This window comes from Candidatus Thiodiazotropha sp. CDECU1 (genome assembly GCF_963455295.1).
In the GTDB taxonomy this organism is placed as follows: Bacteria; Pseudomonadota; Gammaproteobacteria; order Chromatiales; family Chromatiaceae; genus Thiodiazotropha.
On sequence record NZ_OY734020.1, the window covers coordinates 4120940 to 4134652 of the forward strand.

Genomic DNA, 13713 nt, shown 5'->3' on the forward strand with positions numbered 1-13713 from the left:
TGCGATTCGTCGCTCAAATAACTCCTATATCAGACGCTTACGTTCGTTCGATGGAGGAATACCCATCGACTCTCGGTACTTTGCCACTGTCCGACGGGCGACTTCGATACCCTGATCAGACAAAAGAGCGGCAATCTTGTTGTCACTGAGAGGCTTGTTGGGAATCTCAGCGGCTATCATTTTCTTTATCAGCGCGCGAATCGCTGTAGACGAGCACTCACCTCCCGCACTGGTGCTGACATGGCTGGAAAAGAAATACTTGAACTCCAGTGTCCCCCTGGGTGTATGCATGTATTTCTGGGTTGTCACACGGGATATGGTCGATTCGTGCATTTCCAACGCCTCAGCGATATCCCTCAAAACCAGAGGCTTCATCGCCTCTTCTCCATGTTCGAAAAACCCCCTTTGATACTCTACGATTTTACTCGCTACGCGTAAAATAGTCTCGTTTCTACTCATCAAACTCTTAATGAACCAACGAGCTTCCTGTAAATGGTTCTTCAGAAAGGTGTTGTCTTCGCTCTGATCCGCGCGCCTGATCAAATTGGCATAACCTGTGTTCACCCGCAATTTTGGCGTCACCTCGCCATTCAGCTCGACTATCCAGCGACCGTTTTGCTTGCTCACGAACACATCGGGTATGACATAATCCGGCTCGCTGCTGGCAATCAGTGAACCCGGGTGGGGATTAAGTGTACGAATCAGCTGCATCACCGCCACAAGCTCATCCTGATTGATCTTCATCCTGCGTATGATCTGATTTTGATCCTGCGCGGTCAAAAGATTGAAATAGTCCCTGCAAAGCTTGATTGCCAACTGCCGATAGGCGGTCGATTCGGGTAGTTGATTCAACTGGATGAGGAGACAGTCCTGAGGGCCCTGGGCCCCCACGCCAGGCGGGTCGAACGCCTGGATCCGGTGCAACACCGCATTGATATCCTCAATGGTGGCCTCTTCATCGTTGAGCGACTCCAGCACCTCCTCCGGATCACCGGTGTAATAGCCATCCTCATTGATGCCGTCGATGATGTTTGTGGCGATTGCGATATCCTGGGGTGAGAAAGGCGTCAGGTTCATCTGCCATACCAGATGGTCATGCAGGGTTGTGGCACTACTATTGTGCATCAAATAGTCGTGATCGTTCGTCTCGCCACCACCGCTTGAAGTGGGCTGATAACTGTCGTAGACATCGCTCCATTCGCTATCGACCGGCAGTTCCTCCGTCGCTTGGGGCGCATCAGTCTTAATTTCACGTTCGTTGTTGATGTCGTTGCTGTTCGCATCAACCGCCGCAGATTGCTCCGACACCCCGCTGTCAGCGGCCTCCCCCTCCTTGGTGGTGTTCTGTTGACCAAACTCCTCTTCCACTTCGAGCATGGGGTTGGTCTCCATCACCTCCTGAACCTCCTGACTCAGGTCGAGCGCGGAGAGTTGCAGCAGGCGTATTGCCTGCTGCAATTGAGGTGTCATGGTTAGATGTTGACCGAGCCGGAGCTGTAGGGCCTGCTTCATCGCAGATGTTATCTTTGGACCTGGTATGTTATTTGTATGTCTTTAATTTCATTCTAGCTAAAAAACGCCGCAGAGGAAAAATATATTTCTTGGCTGAATCCCACTGCATTACCTTGCCCAATGCCCGAACCATTCAAGGATTAATCCTGTAATTCATTTAAAATCAACAGGATAACCAAGCCCCCTCAGTCTGCTACATGGAAAAATCCTCACCGAGATAGACACTTCGAACCTCCTCGTTCTGAAGTATCTCTCCCGTGGAGCCCTCAGCCAACACGCGACCGCTGTTGATGATATAGGCCCGATCACAGATATCCAGGGTCTCTCTGACATTATGATCCGTAATCAGGACGCCTATTTGCAGGGCCTTCAGGTGCTGAATGATCTTCTTGATATCGATGACCGCAATGGGATCGACACCGGCAAAGGGTTCATCCAATAATATAAAGCGCGGCCGAATGGAGAGGGCCCTGGCAATCTCCAGACGCCTGCGCTCACCCCCGGAGAGGCTCATTGCCAGGCTTTCCCTCAAGTGCCCGATACCTAACTCCAGTAACAGCTCGTCACACAGCTCACGGCGTCTGGCGGCATCCAGCTGCTCCTGGGTCTCCAGGATCGCAAGAATATTCTGCTCCACACTCAGGCGGCGAAAAACCGATGGCTCCTGAGCCAGATAGCCGATACCGCTGCGTGCCCGTTTATGCATCACCTGATCGGTCAATACCTCTCCATCCAGGAGTATCTCCCCACTATCCGCCTGGATCAGGCCAACGATCATATAGAAACTGGTGGTCTTTCCCGCGCCATTCGGCCCCAACAACCCAACCACCTCACCACTGTTCACGCTGAGTGAGACACCATCCACCACATTACGCTTTCCATACTGCTTCTGCAGCGCCTTGGCCTGTAGCTGGCTCATGGTTTTGACTGCTGTTCAGGTTCAATGACGACCTGTACTCGCTGCTTGCCTTGTGCGCTGGTACCCGCCCTTACCAGTGCCTTGCCGCGATTGTAGATTATCCGGTCGCTTCGAAAATGGTTGTTTCCCTGCTCAAGCAGCGCATCATCGATCAACAGTAACTCATCGTGCTCCAGGCTGATCTCCACCCGTCGGGCTTCGCCGCGCGCCTCTTCTCCCCCCTGCTCTATCAATTGGCGAAAGCGAACAGGATTCCCTTCACCGATAACCTTCTCGGTTTTACCCTGGCGGCGATGCACCCAGAGTCGCTCGGCCCAAATTTTCAGACTGCCCTGGGTAACTTCGACACTACCCTCATAGAGCACCACCCCAGACGCTTCATCGATGGAAAGGCTGTCCGCCTCCAGTTGCATGGGTTGATCCTTGTCACTCTCCAGCGCAAGCCCCGGTTGCGCTATGCATAGCAGCAAAATCAGATAGACCATGCCGGCTTTTGCTCTATTGAATCTCATAATAGCCTCGCACCTCATGTAGCAGCTTGAGTCGCATCGGTCCTTTCAACCAGGCCTGCATACCCGTTGCCGTCATCCATTGATTCTCGCTTTCAATACGTACCGGCGCTTCGGTGGTGGCAAAGGATTCATCAATGTGCAGGGTCAAATCCTGGGTGATGATATGGAGTGGTGCCAAATCCGCACTGCTTGGTCTGTCGATTACCACCCGACCGGGTAGATGCAGGGTCGATTCACTGCGTTTGATCAGGCCATCCTGAGCCTGCATCTGCAAGGGTGGAGCCTGTTGATCGAAATGCCAGAGAGTCGGTTGTTTCAGTTTGGTAATCCCGGTTTGTTCAAAATGTTCCATCCCTCGTGACTGCAAACGCTGTTTCAGCACACCCTGGTCATCATAGGTCTGTACCACCAGTCCGTCGGCATACGAATCGGGATAGATTTTAACCCTGGGCTGTCTGACCTCTTCCGGCTGTGTCAATCTATTCATCCACCAGCCCAGACTCAGCAGTGCTGCAAGGATGAAAAAGAGACCGATCAGTTGACGCTTCAAAGATAGCTGTCCAACTCAGTCTCAAGATTACCCTGGGCCTGCAATACCATTTCGCAGACATCCCTGGCTGCGCCACGCCCACCGTTGTGGGGCGTCTGCCAGTGAGCATGCTGGAGCACGAAGGGATGGGCATCATTTACCGCGATAGCCAAGCCGACACGCCGCATGATGGGCAGATCGACCACATCATCACCCACATAGGCGACCTGGTCATGCGACAGGCCCAGTTTGTCACGCAACTCCTCGTAGGCCGGAAGCTTGTCCAGCTTCCCCTGATAGACATGCTCAATCCCCAGGCTCGCCATACGGATGCGCACAACCTCTGAGGTGCGCCCGGTGATAATACCGATTACCACACCCGATTTTTGCAGCATCTTCATGCCATGACCATCCCGGGAGTTGAATGATTTATACTCCTGGCCATCGTCACCCAGATAGAGACTTCCGTCCGTAAGCACGCCATCCACATCAAAGATAACGAGTTTCACCCCGCGGGCTTTGGTATCAATATCCTGCACTTTCATCCCCCTCTACAACACGCCGGCTCTTAGCAGATCGTGCATATTAAATGCACCGATCAACTGCTGTTGTTCATCGATCACCAGCAGACCGTTAATCTTTTTCTCATCCATCATCTGCAAGGCCTCGGCAGCCAACATATCAGGCGTCACAGTCAGACAGTTCTTGGTCATGACCTCACTCACTTTGACATGGTGAATATCAATGGGCTTATTCAAGGTACGCCGCAGATCACCATCGGTATAGACCCCAGCCACACTCCCCCCAGGACCTAACACGGCAGTCATACCCAAACCTTTGGCTGACATCACTTCCAGTGCCTCATGCAGTGTGGCATCGAGTCCGATAGCGGGCAGCGACCTGTCCGCATGCATTATATCACCGACCCGCAGCAGCAAGCGTCTTCCCAGGGTACCCCCCGGGTGAGAGAGGGCGAAGTCTTCGGCTGTAAAACCCCGTGCCTGAAGCAAGGCAACCGCCATTGCATCACCCATCACCAATGCCGCTGTGGTGCTCGAGGTCGGCGCCAAACCCAGGGGACATGCCTCTTTCTCAACGCTGACATCGATATGCACCTCGGACTCCCTGGCCAGGGTCGAATCAGGTCTTCCGGTCATGGCGATCAAGGGCGCACCCAGTCGCTTGAGCAGGGGTAAGATGACGAGCAACTCGCCGGTCTGCCCCGAGTTGGACAGGGCCAACACCACATCCTGAGGTGTAATCATACCCAGATCGCCGTGACTGGCTTCACCAGGATGGACAAAAAAGGCCGGACTACCGGTACTGGCAAGGGTTGCAGCGATCTTGTTGCCAACGTGACCCGACTTGCCCATACCGATAACGACGATCCTCCCCTGGCAATGGAGCAGATAGCTGCAGGCCCGGGCAAATTCATCACCCAGGCGGGGAATAAGCGATGCCACCGCATCCGCCTCAGTCTCGATCACAGCCCGGCCCAGGTCGATCATCCGGGCCATCTCATCTTGTGTTGGGGTAGTGGGTTTGGTCATTGGACAACTAACTCAAATCGGTTTGAAACACCCATCCATCAGGCATTCACCAGTGAAAAGAAGAGCAGGGACTGATAACCGATAAAACAGAGCAACAGCAGCAGACCCTCCAGACGATTGATACGCCCTTGCTTACCCAGACCGTGCCCCATAAAGTAGAGCAGCAGGGTCAGCGCCAGCATCACCGGCAGATCGCGATTCATGACCTCTGGCGAATAGGCACCCGGCGCTATCAAACCCGGGATACTCAAGACCGCAAGCAGATTATATAGATTCGAACCAATTACATTACCAATCGCGAGGTCATCCTCACCCTTGAGGGCACTGGTGATACTCGCGGCCAGCTCCGGCAGGCTGGTACCGATGGCAACGATAGTCAAACCGATGATCACATCGCTGACGCCCAGCACAACCGCCACGTTGGTGGCGCCCCAGACCAATACGCGGGAACTCACAAGCAGGAAAACCAATCCGCCCAGTAACAGGAGCAATGCTTTCTTGGTTGGCACATTATGCGGAATCTCCGCATCGAACTCTCCGGCGATGGGATCGGCAGCACCTGTCTTTGCGGTGTAGATCATCCAGCCAAGCACCCCCACCAGGGTCACGATCAGGATTGTGCCATCGAGACGATTCAGGTCGCCGTCCCACATCAACAGAAAGGTCATCACCGAGACCGCAAGCAGCAGCGGATATTCCCTTCTTAATACACTGGAGTGGACGGAAAGGGGGATCACCAGGGCGGTGAAACCGAGAATAAGTCCGATATTCGCAATATTGGAGCCAATGGCGTTGCCGATCGACAATCCGGGATTGCCATTGATCACTGCCATGGTCGATACCAGTATCTCCGGCGCCGAGGTGCCAAATCCTACAACGGTGAGTCCTATCAACATGGGCGAGACACCCAGATTATCTGCCAGGGCCGCCGCACCGCTGATAAACCGGTCGGCACTCCAAACAAGCACAACCAGGCCGACAAGTATCGCAACGCTGAAAAGAAACATAAAATATTTTATATAAAATTCAATAAACTATGGAGGCTAGGGGTGAATTTAAAGAGTCTCTTCACTGCGACTAGTTAGCTAATGATCTGCCACAGGGGTGCTGAGGGCAAAGATGATAGCAGAAAGCGTTAAAAATTGGCTTGACAAGAATCTTAGTATATTAGATAATTTAAATATACTGATACTTCAGGTAACAGTATTCCTCCTTTGGTGGTAAATATAGATTCAGCGCGACACCCCCCTGTCGCGCTTTTTTTTTGGCTCGAATCCGGGCATAGCCGTTTGGCCCCATGTGTCGGATCCATGCCTAATTATATTTGATTAGGCCTTGTCTCCCATTCTTGGATCATGTAATATCCGCCGTCTTTTTCAAGGCATTTTAGTTCTCCCTCGGAGCGACATCGGATGACTACTGTAAGCGCGAAACCGGCAGAGGTACGCCGCAATTGGTATCTAGTGGATGCAACAGACAAGACCCTGGGTCGTCTGTCCACGGAAATTGCCCGTCACCTGCGTGGTAAACACAAACCGGAATACACACCTCACGTCGATACCGGCGACTATATCGTCGTGGTCAACGCCGAGAAGATACGTGTTACCGGCAACAAACTGAGCGATAAGATGTACCACCACCACACCGGGTACATCGGCAATCTGAAGTCCATCAGTCTGGAAAAGTTGCTGCAGAAGGCCCCGGAGCGCGCAATCGAACACGCGGTCAAGGGTATGATGCCGAAGAACCCGCTGGGTCGCGCCATGTTCAAGAAACTGCGCGTCTTCGCCGGTCCCGAGCATACCCATCAGGCACAGCAGCCCCAGCCGCTGGACATCTGATCATTAATATAGAGTAACCAACATGGCAGATAAGCATATCACCACCGGACGCCGTAAGAGTTCAACTGCCCGGGTCTTCCTGACAGCAGGCAGCGGCAACATCGTGGTCAACAACCGTCCCCTCGACGAATACTTTGGCCGCGAGACCGCTCGCATGGTGGTACGCCAACCACTGGATGCCACCGAAACCACTGACAAGGTCGATATCAAAGTGACCGTCAACGGCGGCGGCACCACCGGCCAGGCAGGCGCCATCCGCCACGGCATCTCACGCGCTCTGGACGCCTTCGACGAGTCGTTTCACAGCACCTTGCGCAAGGCCGGCTTCCTGACCCGCGACGCCCGCGCCGTGGAGCGTAAGAAGGTCGGTCTGCACAAGGCCCGCAAGCGTCCGCAATACTCCAAACGTTAAGCCTGGCTCTCACGAGCCTGCAACTGGGGATTCGTCTAACGGCAGGACACCGGACTCTGACTCCGTATGTGGAGGTTCGAATCCTCCATCCCCAGCCAACAGTTATTGAAGCCCACACTATGTGGGCTTTTTTACTGGTTCTACAAAGCTGCCCGGATGGAGGATTTGAACCGATCAGAGGTTCGACGACTGAGCAACGCGAAGGAGAACAGCTTTAGCTGGCCCCGAAGGGGTGAGGCCCAAAGGGCCGAATAATCCTCCATCCCCAGCCAACAGTAAATTGAAGCCCACACTATGTGGGCTTTTTTACGGGTTCTACAAAGCTGCCCGGATGGAGGATTTGAACCGTTCAGAGGTTCGACGCCTGAGCAACGCGAAGGCGAACAGCGCAAGCTGGCCCCAAAGGGGTGAGGCCCAAAGGGCCGAATAATCCTCCATCCCCAGCCAACATAGAACCCGCCATGTGCGGGTAATTTTTGGTGCCTTAATTAGAACCTGACAGAAGGATGAGGCAATCAAAAAGGGCACACAGCGGGTAACCACCAATGGCGTACACCGCTGCTGCCCTACACATACAACCCTATGTTCTAATAGAGATAGACAGCCCCGGCATAAGGTGCTGTTGCATCCTGCTGATTCGCGCTATCCCCAGAATTCTCCAGAGGCGCCCCCACAGCCAGGGTCGATCCGTCACCGGAGATGGCCAGGCTGCTGCCGAACTCGTCGTTTAGATCGGGGCAGAATAGTGAACAGAGCGGCTGTTCCCAGCCTGCATCCGTATTCGAGGCCTTGACATAGGAGTGCTGAAACCAGCCGCTATCGCCACGCGTAAACATATAGGCCGCACCTGGCGGGGAGGCAGCTGCGCTGTTGTCCACCTGACTGCCGTTGACACCCGCAGCCAGGGAGTCCTCATAGGCTGCGCTCACAGCCAAACTGTTTCCATTCCCGGAAAGCGCCACTTTATAGCCAAATTTGTCATTGGGATCGGCATTGGATGCCTTGAAATAGGCGGTTTGCGACCATACGCCGGCCTGACGCTCAAACAGATAGACCGCGCCCGAGTTTTCTCTGGAATTATTGGCAGCGCTGCCATTGACACCAATGGCGCTTGAATCTTCCGCCCAGGTTGCCACAACCACGGAATCCCCATCCGCCGAGATTGACACATCATTACCGAATTCATCACCACTGTCGGTCGTTGATGGCTTGAGATAGGCTTGCTCGCTCCAGGCAGAACCACTATAGGCAAAAACATAGGCCGCTCCTGCCCCTCTCGCGTCATTGTTGGTCTGGTCACCATTGATACCGGTTGCCGAGGAGTCTTCTCCCGGCGCGCCCACAACCAGTGTCACGCCATTACCGGAGAGTTGCAATGCGTCACCGAAACCGTCCGTACCCTCGCCATTGGTTGCCGCCACCATCGCCTGCTGGGACCAGCCGTTGCTATCTTCGAAAAGGTAGACACCGCCACCACTGACAGCCAACCTCTGTCCGTTGTCCGAGAGCGAGACCTGTTTGCCGAAATTGGCGCCTGCCACCGGCGAGGACGCCTTGATATAGGCCTGTTGATTCCACGCGCTACCGGCATAGTTAAAGATGTAGACAGCGCCCGCTCTTTGTAATGAGTTATCTGTCTGGTCGCCATCGATACCAGAAGCGGACGAATCCTCTGCTGTTGCACCGACGGCCAGCACCTGGCCATCCTCAGAGAGGGATACCGCCTGACCAAACATATCGCCTGCCTGGGCGTTGGAAGCCTTGAAATAAGCCTGCTGACTCCAATCGTCGCCATCCCGGGCGAACAGAAAGACCGCACCGGAACTCAATGCCATGTCTGTTCCGACCACCGGATCACCATCGATCCCGGTCGCTATGGAATCCTCCTCTGGGACGCCTATTGCCAGGGTCGAACCATCGCTGGAGAGCGCGACACTGCTGCCAAACCGATCCTCCGAGCCGATAAACGAGGGCTTGAGGTAACCGATGACATCGATCATCAGCGAAGCCGCAGACATGGTTATCGAATCGGCGCAATCTCCCGTGGCATTGCATGACTGAACCATGTAGCTGGCATTTATCCAGTCAGTCAGGTGGACAGGAATTACCGCATCCACGCTGGTCCCGGTGATGTTGTCACCCACCTGGCTGAAGCCGGAGCTACCGTCTGGATTCTGTAACAAGCGGTAGTGATCGACACCCACATCGTTCCAGCTAAAGCGCAGCAGCTTGGGCCCTGCGACAGTGACACTGGGGTTGACAATATCGCTCGGTGGGCAGCTGATCTGCACATCGGTGACAGCGGCTCCGCTCAGGCTGCCGCTACCGTTCGTTACCGTACATGTCTGACCAGTGGGCTGGGTGGCGACGGTCACGCTATAGGCCTCGCCGTCGTTCAGCGCAGTGGTAAAAGTGAATGTACCACTGTCTGTGATACTGAGATCATCACCACCGTTGTTTTGCAACAACAGGCCATCACCGGTAAGACCGCTGACAATGCCGCCAATGGTAAAGACACCGCCAGTACTGTCAGTACAGGTGATGGTGATAGCGGTGACATCGGCGGCCGCTATGGTCCCGCTGCCATTGCCCACCGTGCAGCTCTGATCAGTGGGCTGGGTGGCGACGCTTACGCTGTAAGTACTGCCGTCGCTGAGCCCGGTAGCGAAACTGAAACTGCCGTCACCGCTGAGTGCCAGATCATCGCTTCCATTATTCTGCAACACCAGTCCGCTGCCTGTCAGGCCGGTAAGGGTGCCGCTGAGGGTATAGGTGGTTCCAGTCGTGTCTCCATCATCACTGCTGCCACCGCCACCACCTCCGCCACAGGCGACCAGTAACAACAACGGCATCAATAACACTGTTTTAAACACCCAACTCAAAAATTGCTTCATACCTTAATATCCTGATTTTACTTACTATCCGACAGCCTCAACAGGAAGGCCGCATACTTATCCACATGCCACCTCAGTAACTTAGCCTACTTTCCACAATTGGTGGATGGTAAATTATCTGAACAGTGGTACAGTCGGGATCGAAGCAGTAAAAACTGCGAGCTCCGTCACGGTGTGTGCGCGGTGCGTTACGCATCCTCACCCCGGCCGCCAGCAGATAGTCGTACCAAGCATCCACCTCCTCAGGATTGGAAAGGAAGAAACCGATATGGTCGAGGCGTTGGGCGGCCTCGTCAAACTGCTCCGCCGCGGTCTTGTGCAGTGCCAGATTGTCTGGCCCGGAGGTAAGATAGAGATTGTCCGGGTCGGGCCGCCACTCAATCTCCATTCCCAGCAGGTCCACATAGAAATGTTCGCTGGCCGCCATATCCCTCACATTCAGGGCCACATGTCGCATACCAAGGTGTTGCGGTGGTCGTTTCACGAAAGCACCTCACTCAAGGCCTGGTCCCAGGTCTCCCGATCGCAGGCCCGTTGCACCACCAACGGCAGCGCGACGGCACCATGGGCCAGCAACTCTTCGTGTAAAGAACGCAGGGTGGCATCGGGCCTCTGTTCAAGTTGCTGCTGGCAAAGGTGATCAATCAACTCGGACCCCAACAGGGCCATGAAGGCATCAGTCGGACGCCTCGATATGGCAGTCAGACTGACCTCCGCCCAGCACGGAATATCTGACAGCAGTTTCAACCGTTCCAGGGCCTGTCGGCTGTTGATCTCTCCGGCATGAAACTCCAGGTCGATGGTCGCCTGTTCGGCCAGGGCCAGGCGCCGCTGATAGAGGGCAAGGCGATCATCTTCATTGAAATAGGCATGTACCTCCAGGATCCGACTCATGTAGTGTGCCCAACCCCTTTTGAAAGCGGCGGAGGGATTGATCTGGCGCACCAGGCTGTGTGCCGATACCCCACCGGCCCAGGCCAGATAGTGGCGGCCGGCCCAGCCGCTGTAGAGATTACGCATGCGGATCGCCGCGCGGGTCTCACCACCCCCAACCTGTTGATCATGGGGGATTAGGAATACCCCGCCCTTTTGGGTGCGCAGATAGCTGCCGCAATCCGGCTGCCGGAAGCAGCTGTCGGTAATGCGGAAATCCAGGGGTTGGGTGGACTCCGGCAGGAGTTCGAGCCGCTGCAGGAAAGACCTGAGACCAATGGACTCCTCCCGATAGGCCTGTAATCTGCTGTCACCGCTAAGCAGCTCACCATCATCCTGCTTTACACTCTGTAGGGTGATCCCCTGCTGCTCCATCTCGGTGTAGGTCTGGTGCAATCGTCTGCGGGCATAGGCCAAGGCATCCTCTACCGGGATATCGAGCTGGTCACGGTGCCGCAATAACCAGGCGAGCAGTTCCTTGCCGCAATCGGCGGTTCCCGAGGCGGCCGGGGCCAGATCCTGGATCAATACCTGTCTGAAATCATCCACCGCTTCCGCTGCCTGACTGCTGAGTGCCTGCAGGCGCCCCTTGTCGGCACAACATTCGTGGGTTTGTGGCAGATCCCTGCCAAGCCGTTTCAGCCAGGGCACCCCCTTCTCCGCCGTCTCCAGGGCATCGGCCAACCACAGGGTGGACACCAGGCCCGGAAACTCTGCAAGCTGCCCCCTGGCATCCCGCAGATAATTGGGGGTCTTCTCCAGTACCCCCATCAAGGCCTCGCACAACCTCTCCGGTTGGCGCACAACCAGCTCCTGGAGCAGATGCAAGGAGAGGTAGCGTGCCGGATCCCGGTGGCGCCAGTCGTGCTCAAGGAGCATTCGATGCTCAACCATGGCGGCGCCATAGATCAGCTGCAGATCGAGTTGACGGTCGGCATCCAGGGCCTCATAGTCCAACTCCTTCAGACTGACCAGGAGATTGCTGATCAGGCTTGCCAAGGCACCCATTTCATCATCCCCGTCGGCAGCCAGCAGTCCCTCATACCCCGGCACCGATGCATACACTGCTGCCACCGGGTGAAAACGGAACCAGACCCGGTAGTAGTCGGCAATCAGCCTATCGAAATCGGCCGCCTCACTGCTCATCACGTATCTCATAGTCGTGGGTGATCTCAGCGCTCTTAGCCAGCATCAGGGAGGCGGAGCAGTATTTATCGGCACTCAAAGAGATGGCACGGGCCACATGCTTTTCACTGAGCCCCTTGCCGGTGACGATGAAATGGGCGTGGATGCGGGTGAACACCTTGGGATCCTGATCCGCCCGTTCAGCCTCGAGTTCCACCACGCAGCTGCTTACCTGCTGGCGGGATTTCCTCAGGATGGAGAGCACATCGAATTCGGTACAGCCGCCCATCCCAAGCAGCAGCATCTCCATGGGCCTGACGCCAAGATTGCGTCCGCCGTGCTCTGGCGGCCCATCCATCACCACCCCGTGACCACTCCCGGACTCCCCCAGCATGACAGAATCCTCCACCCAAACGACCCGTGCTTTCATTAGTTACTCCAGTTCTCCACCCCAAAGGCGTCAAATATGTGACAGAAGGGATAGATGATTAGTATGAATTGAGTTAAATTAATGAACTCTTGTTTTTGTTACACTGTGCATCGCCCGTATCTACCGATGCCTGTAGATTCGACAAGTTGAAAAGGGTTGCTAAACTAGATCCTAATCTCCTTAATATTTAAACGATGACAATAACACTACGGACGAGGGCTCAGAATTACTGCGATAAAGATCACCTGAAGCTGCCGATAGGCAGATAGTTGGATCAATCTGCAGGCTGATCTCTCCCCACAACAGCCAAGAGTCCCGAGATCATGACGATCATAAAACCGCCACCGCAGGAACCTGAGTATCTTCAGCGATTCCTCTCGTTTTGTCACCGCCGACGTTACCCCAAAAATACCGAGATTATTCATATCGGTGATCCGGCTGATATCCTCTATTACATCACGGAAGGCTCGGTGGCTGTCTACATCGAAGATGAAGACGGTCGGGAGATTATCCTCACCTATCTCAACAAAGGGCAATTTGTCGGCGAGATGGGCCTTTTCGTCCCTGAACCCAAGCGAAGTGTGATGGTTCGGACGCGTGCTTCCTGTCAGATAGCGGAGATCAGCTACCAGCGACTGGAACAGCTCTTCAATCACGATCTCAAGGATTATACCAAAGACATCCTGTATGCCGTGGGGGCTCAGCTCTCTCAACGGCTCAACCAGACCAGCAATAAGGTTGGACACCTGGCCTTTTTCGATGTGACCGGGCGCATTGCCCGCACCCTGCTCGATCTGTGCAAGGAACCGGATGCCATGACCCATCCCGACGGCATGCAGATTCGCATCACCCGCCAGGAGATCGGGCGTATCGTCGGCTGTTCCCGGGAGATGGCTGGCAGGGTATTGAAAAACCTGGAAGAGCAGGGATTGATCAGCGTAAAGGGCAAGACCATCGTAGTCTTCGGCACCCGCTGACAGCATACAAACTAATGATCGAAAAGGGAGTCGGTTGGTACTCCACTTTCGCATTCGCAGCAGGGATGCCTAGGTAACC

The 13713-nt window shown here is 54.9% G+C and carries 14 protein-coding genes, 1 tRNA gene and 2 other RNA genes; 6 read left to right on the forward strand and 11 right to left on the reverse strand.

Annotated features, from left to right (window positions below; translation table 11 throughout):
* Nucleotides 1–24 precede the first annotated feature (24 nt).
* The 7 genes from R2K28_RS18845 to R2K28_RS18875 all read right to left on the reverse strand — a co-directional run bounded on the left by R2K28_RS18845 (nt 25) and on the right by R2K28_RS18875 (nt 6029).
* Complete coding sequence (locus tag R2K28_RS18845) at nt 25–1512, reverse strand: RNA polymerase factor sigma-54 (protein WP_316366911.1); 1488 nt, start codon at nt 1510–1512, stop codon at nt 25–27.
* Nucleotides 1513–1705: 193 nt separating this feature from the next.
* Entirely contained in the window at nt 1706–2431 is a 726-nt protein-coding gene (gene lptB / locus R2K28_RS18850) for an LPS export ABC transporter ATP-binding protein (RefSeq protein ID WP_316366913.1), read from the reverse strand.
* Nucleotides 2428–2943 (reverse strand): lipopolysaccharide transport periplasmic protein LptA, encoded by a 516-nt coding sequence (lptA, locus tag R2K28_RS18855; RefSeq protein WP_316366914.1) that lies wholly within the window; start codon nt 2941–2943, stop codon nt 2428–2430. Before lptA ends, lptB begins: the two co-directional genes overlap by 4 nt.
* Nucleotides 2930–3493: an LPS export ABC transporter periplasmic protein LptC gene (gene lptC, locus R2K28_RS18860; RefSeq protein WP_316366915.1), complete on the reverse strand. Its 564-nt coding sequence runs from the start codon at nt 3491–3493 to the stop codon at nt 2930–2932. The genes lptA and lptC overlap by 14 nt, the downstream gene beginning before the upstream one ends.
* Nucleotides 3490–4011 (reverse strand): 3-deoxy-manno-octulosonate-8-phosphatase KdsC, encoded by a 522-nt coding sequence (gene kdsC / locus R2K28_RS18865; RefSeq protein WP_316369780.1) that lies wholly within the window; start codon nt 4009–4011, stop codon nt 3490–3492. The genes lptC and kdsC overlap by 4 nt, the downstream gene beginning before the upstream one ends.
* A gap of 12 nt (nt 4012–4023) precedes the next feature.
* Nucleotides 4024–5022 carry a KpsF/GutQ family sugar-phosphate isomerase gene (locus tag R2K28_RS18870; protein ID WP_316366916.1) on the reverse strand — a complete coding sequence of 333 codons (999 nt, stop codon included), beginning with the start codon at nt 5020–5022 and terminating at the stop codon, nt 4024–4026.
* 38 nt (nt 5023–5060) lie between these two features.
* Nucleotides 5061–6029 (reverse strand): calcium/sodium antiporter, encoded by a 969-nt coding sequence (locus tag R2K28_RS18875; protein ID WP_316366918.1) that lies wholly within the window; start codon nt 6027–6029, stop codon nt 5061–5063.
* A 405-nt stretch (nt 6030–6434) separates the two neighbouring features.
* On the opposite strand from R2K28_RS18875, the gene rplM reads away from it, so the two are divergent.
* The 5 genes from rplM (at nt 6435) to R2K28_RS18900 (ending at nt 7722) form a co-directional block, all read left to right on the forward strand.
* Nucleotides 6435–6863 carry a 50S ribosomal protein L13 gene (rplM, locus tag R2K28_RS18880; RefSeq protein ID WP_116476363.1) on the forward strand — a complete coding sequence of 143 codons (429 nt, stop codon included), beginning with the start codon at nt 6435–6437 and terminating at the stop codon, nt 6861–6863.
* A 22-nt stretch (nt 6864–6885) separates the two neighbouring features.
* Complete coding sequence (gene rpsI / locus R2K28_RS18885) at nt 6886–7275, forward strand: 30S ribosomal protein S9 (protein ID WP_316366919.1); 390 nt, start codon at nt 6886–6888, stop codon at nt 7273–7275.
* A 24-nt stretch (nt 7276–7299) separates the two neighbouring features.
* Nucleotides 7300–7373, forward strand: a tRNA-Gln gene (locus tag R2K28_RS18890).
* Nucleotides 7374–7417: 44 nt separating this feature from the next.
* Nucleotides 7418–7547, forward strand: a non-coding RNA gene (locus R2K28_RS18895) — RtT sRNA.
* Nucleotides 7548–7592: 45 nt separating this feature from the next.
* A non-coding RNA gene (locus R2K28_RS18900) (RtT sRNA) lies at nt 7593–7722 on the forward strand.
* A gap of 140 nt (nt 7723–7862) precedes the next feature.
* Here the strand turns inward: R2K28_RS18900 and R2K28_RS18905 are convergent.
* The 4 genes from R2K28_RS18905 to R2K28_RS18920 form a co-directional block, all read right to left on the reverse strand.
* On the reverse strand, nt 7863–10169 hold the full coding sequence (locus R2K28_RS18905) for an FG-GAP repeat protein (RefSeq protein WP_316366921.1): 2307 nt from the start codon (nt 10167–10169) through the stop codon (nt 7863–7865).
* Nucleotides 10170–10242: 73 nt separating this feature from the next.
* A complete protein-coding gene (locus R2K28_RS18910; RefSeq protein ID WP_316366922.1) occupies nt 10243–10653 on the reverse strand; it encodes a VOC family protein in 411 nt (136 codons plus the stop codon).
* A complete protein-coding gene (locus R2K28_RS18915; RefSeq protein WP_316366923.1) occupies nt 10650–12248 on the reverse strand; it encodes a DUF885 family protein in 1599 nt (532 codons plus the stop codon). Before R2K28_RS18915 ends, R2K28_RS18910 begins: the two co-directional genes overlap by 4 nt.
* Complete coding sequence (locus R2K28_RS18920; protein WP_116445466.1) at nt 12238–12657, reverse strand: OsmC family protein; 420 nt, start codon at nt 12655–12657, stop codon at nt 12238–12240. The genes R2K28_RS18915 and R2K28_RS18920 overlap by 11 nt, the downstream gene beginning before the upstream one ends.
* Before the next feature lie 323 nt (nt 12658–12980).
* Between R2K28_RS18920 and crp the strand changes: the two genes are divergently transcribed.
* On the forward strand, nt 12981–13634 hold the full coding sequence (gene crp, locus R2K28_RS18925; RefSeq protein WP_316366924.1) for a cAMP-activated global transcriptional regulator CRP: 654 nt from the start codon (nt 12981–12983) through the stop codon (nt 13632–13634).
* The last annotated feature ends 79 nt before the right edge of the window (nt 13635–13713 follow it).

Coding starts and splice junctions, on each gene's coding strand:
- R2K28_RS18915 (WP_316366923.1), bottom strand. CDS start 12,248: ATGAGCAGTGAGGCGGCCGATTTCGATAGGCTGATTGCCGACTACTAC.
- lptA (WP_316366914.1), bottom strand. CDS start 2,943: ATGAGATTCAATAGAGCAAAAGCCGGCATGGTCTATCTGATTTTGCTG.
- R2K28_RS18870 (WP_316366916.1), bottom strand. CDS start 5,022: ATGACCAAACCCACTACCCCAACACAAGATGAGATGGCCCGGATGATC.
- rpsI (WP_316366919.1), top strand. CDS start 6,886: ATGGCAGATAAGCATATCACCACCGGACGCCGTAAGAGTTCAACTGCC.
- R2K28_RS18920 (WP_116445466.1), bottom strand. CDS start 12,657: ATGAAAGCACGGGTCGTTTGGGTGGAGGATTCTGTCATGCTGGGGGAG.
- R2K28_RS18905 (WP_316366921.1), bottom strand. CDS start 10,169: ATGAAGCAATTTTTGAGTTGGGTGTTTAAAACAGTGTTATTGATGCCG.
- lptB (WP_316366913.1), bottom strand. CDS start 2,431: ATGAGCCAGCTACAGGCCAAGGCGCTGCAGAAGCAGTATGGAAAGCGT.
- rplM (WP_116476363.1), top strand. CDS start 6,435: ATGACTACTGTAAGCGCGAAACCGGCAGAGGTACGCCGCAATTGGTAT.
- R2K28_RS18845 (WP_316366911.1), bottom strand. CDS start 1,512: ATGAAGCAGGCCCTACAGCTCCGGCTCGGTCAACATCTAACCATGACA.
- crp (WP_316366924.1), top strand. CDS start 12,981: ATGACGATCATAAAACCGCCACCGCAGGAACCTGAGTATCTTCAGCGA.
- R2K28_RS18875 (WP_316366918.1), bottom strand. CDS start 6,029: ATGTTTCTTTTCAGCGTTGCGATACTTGTCGGCCTGGTTGTGCTTGTT.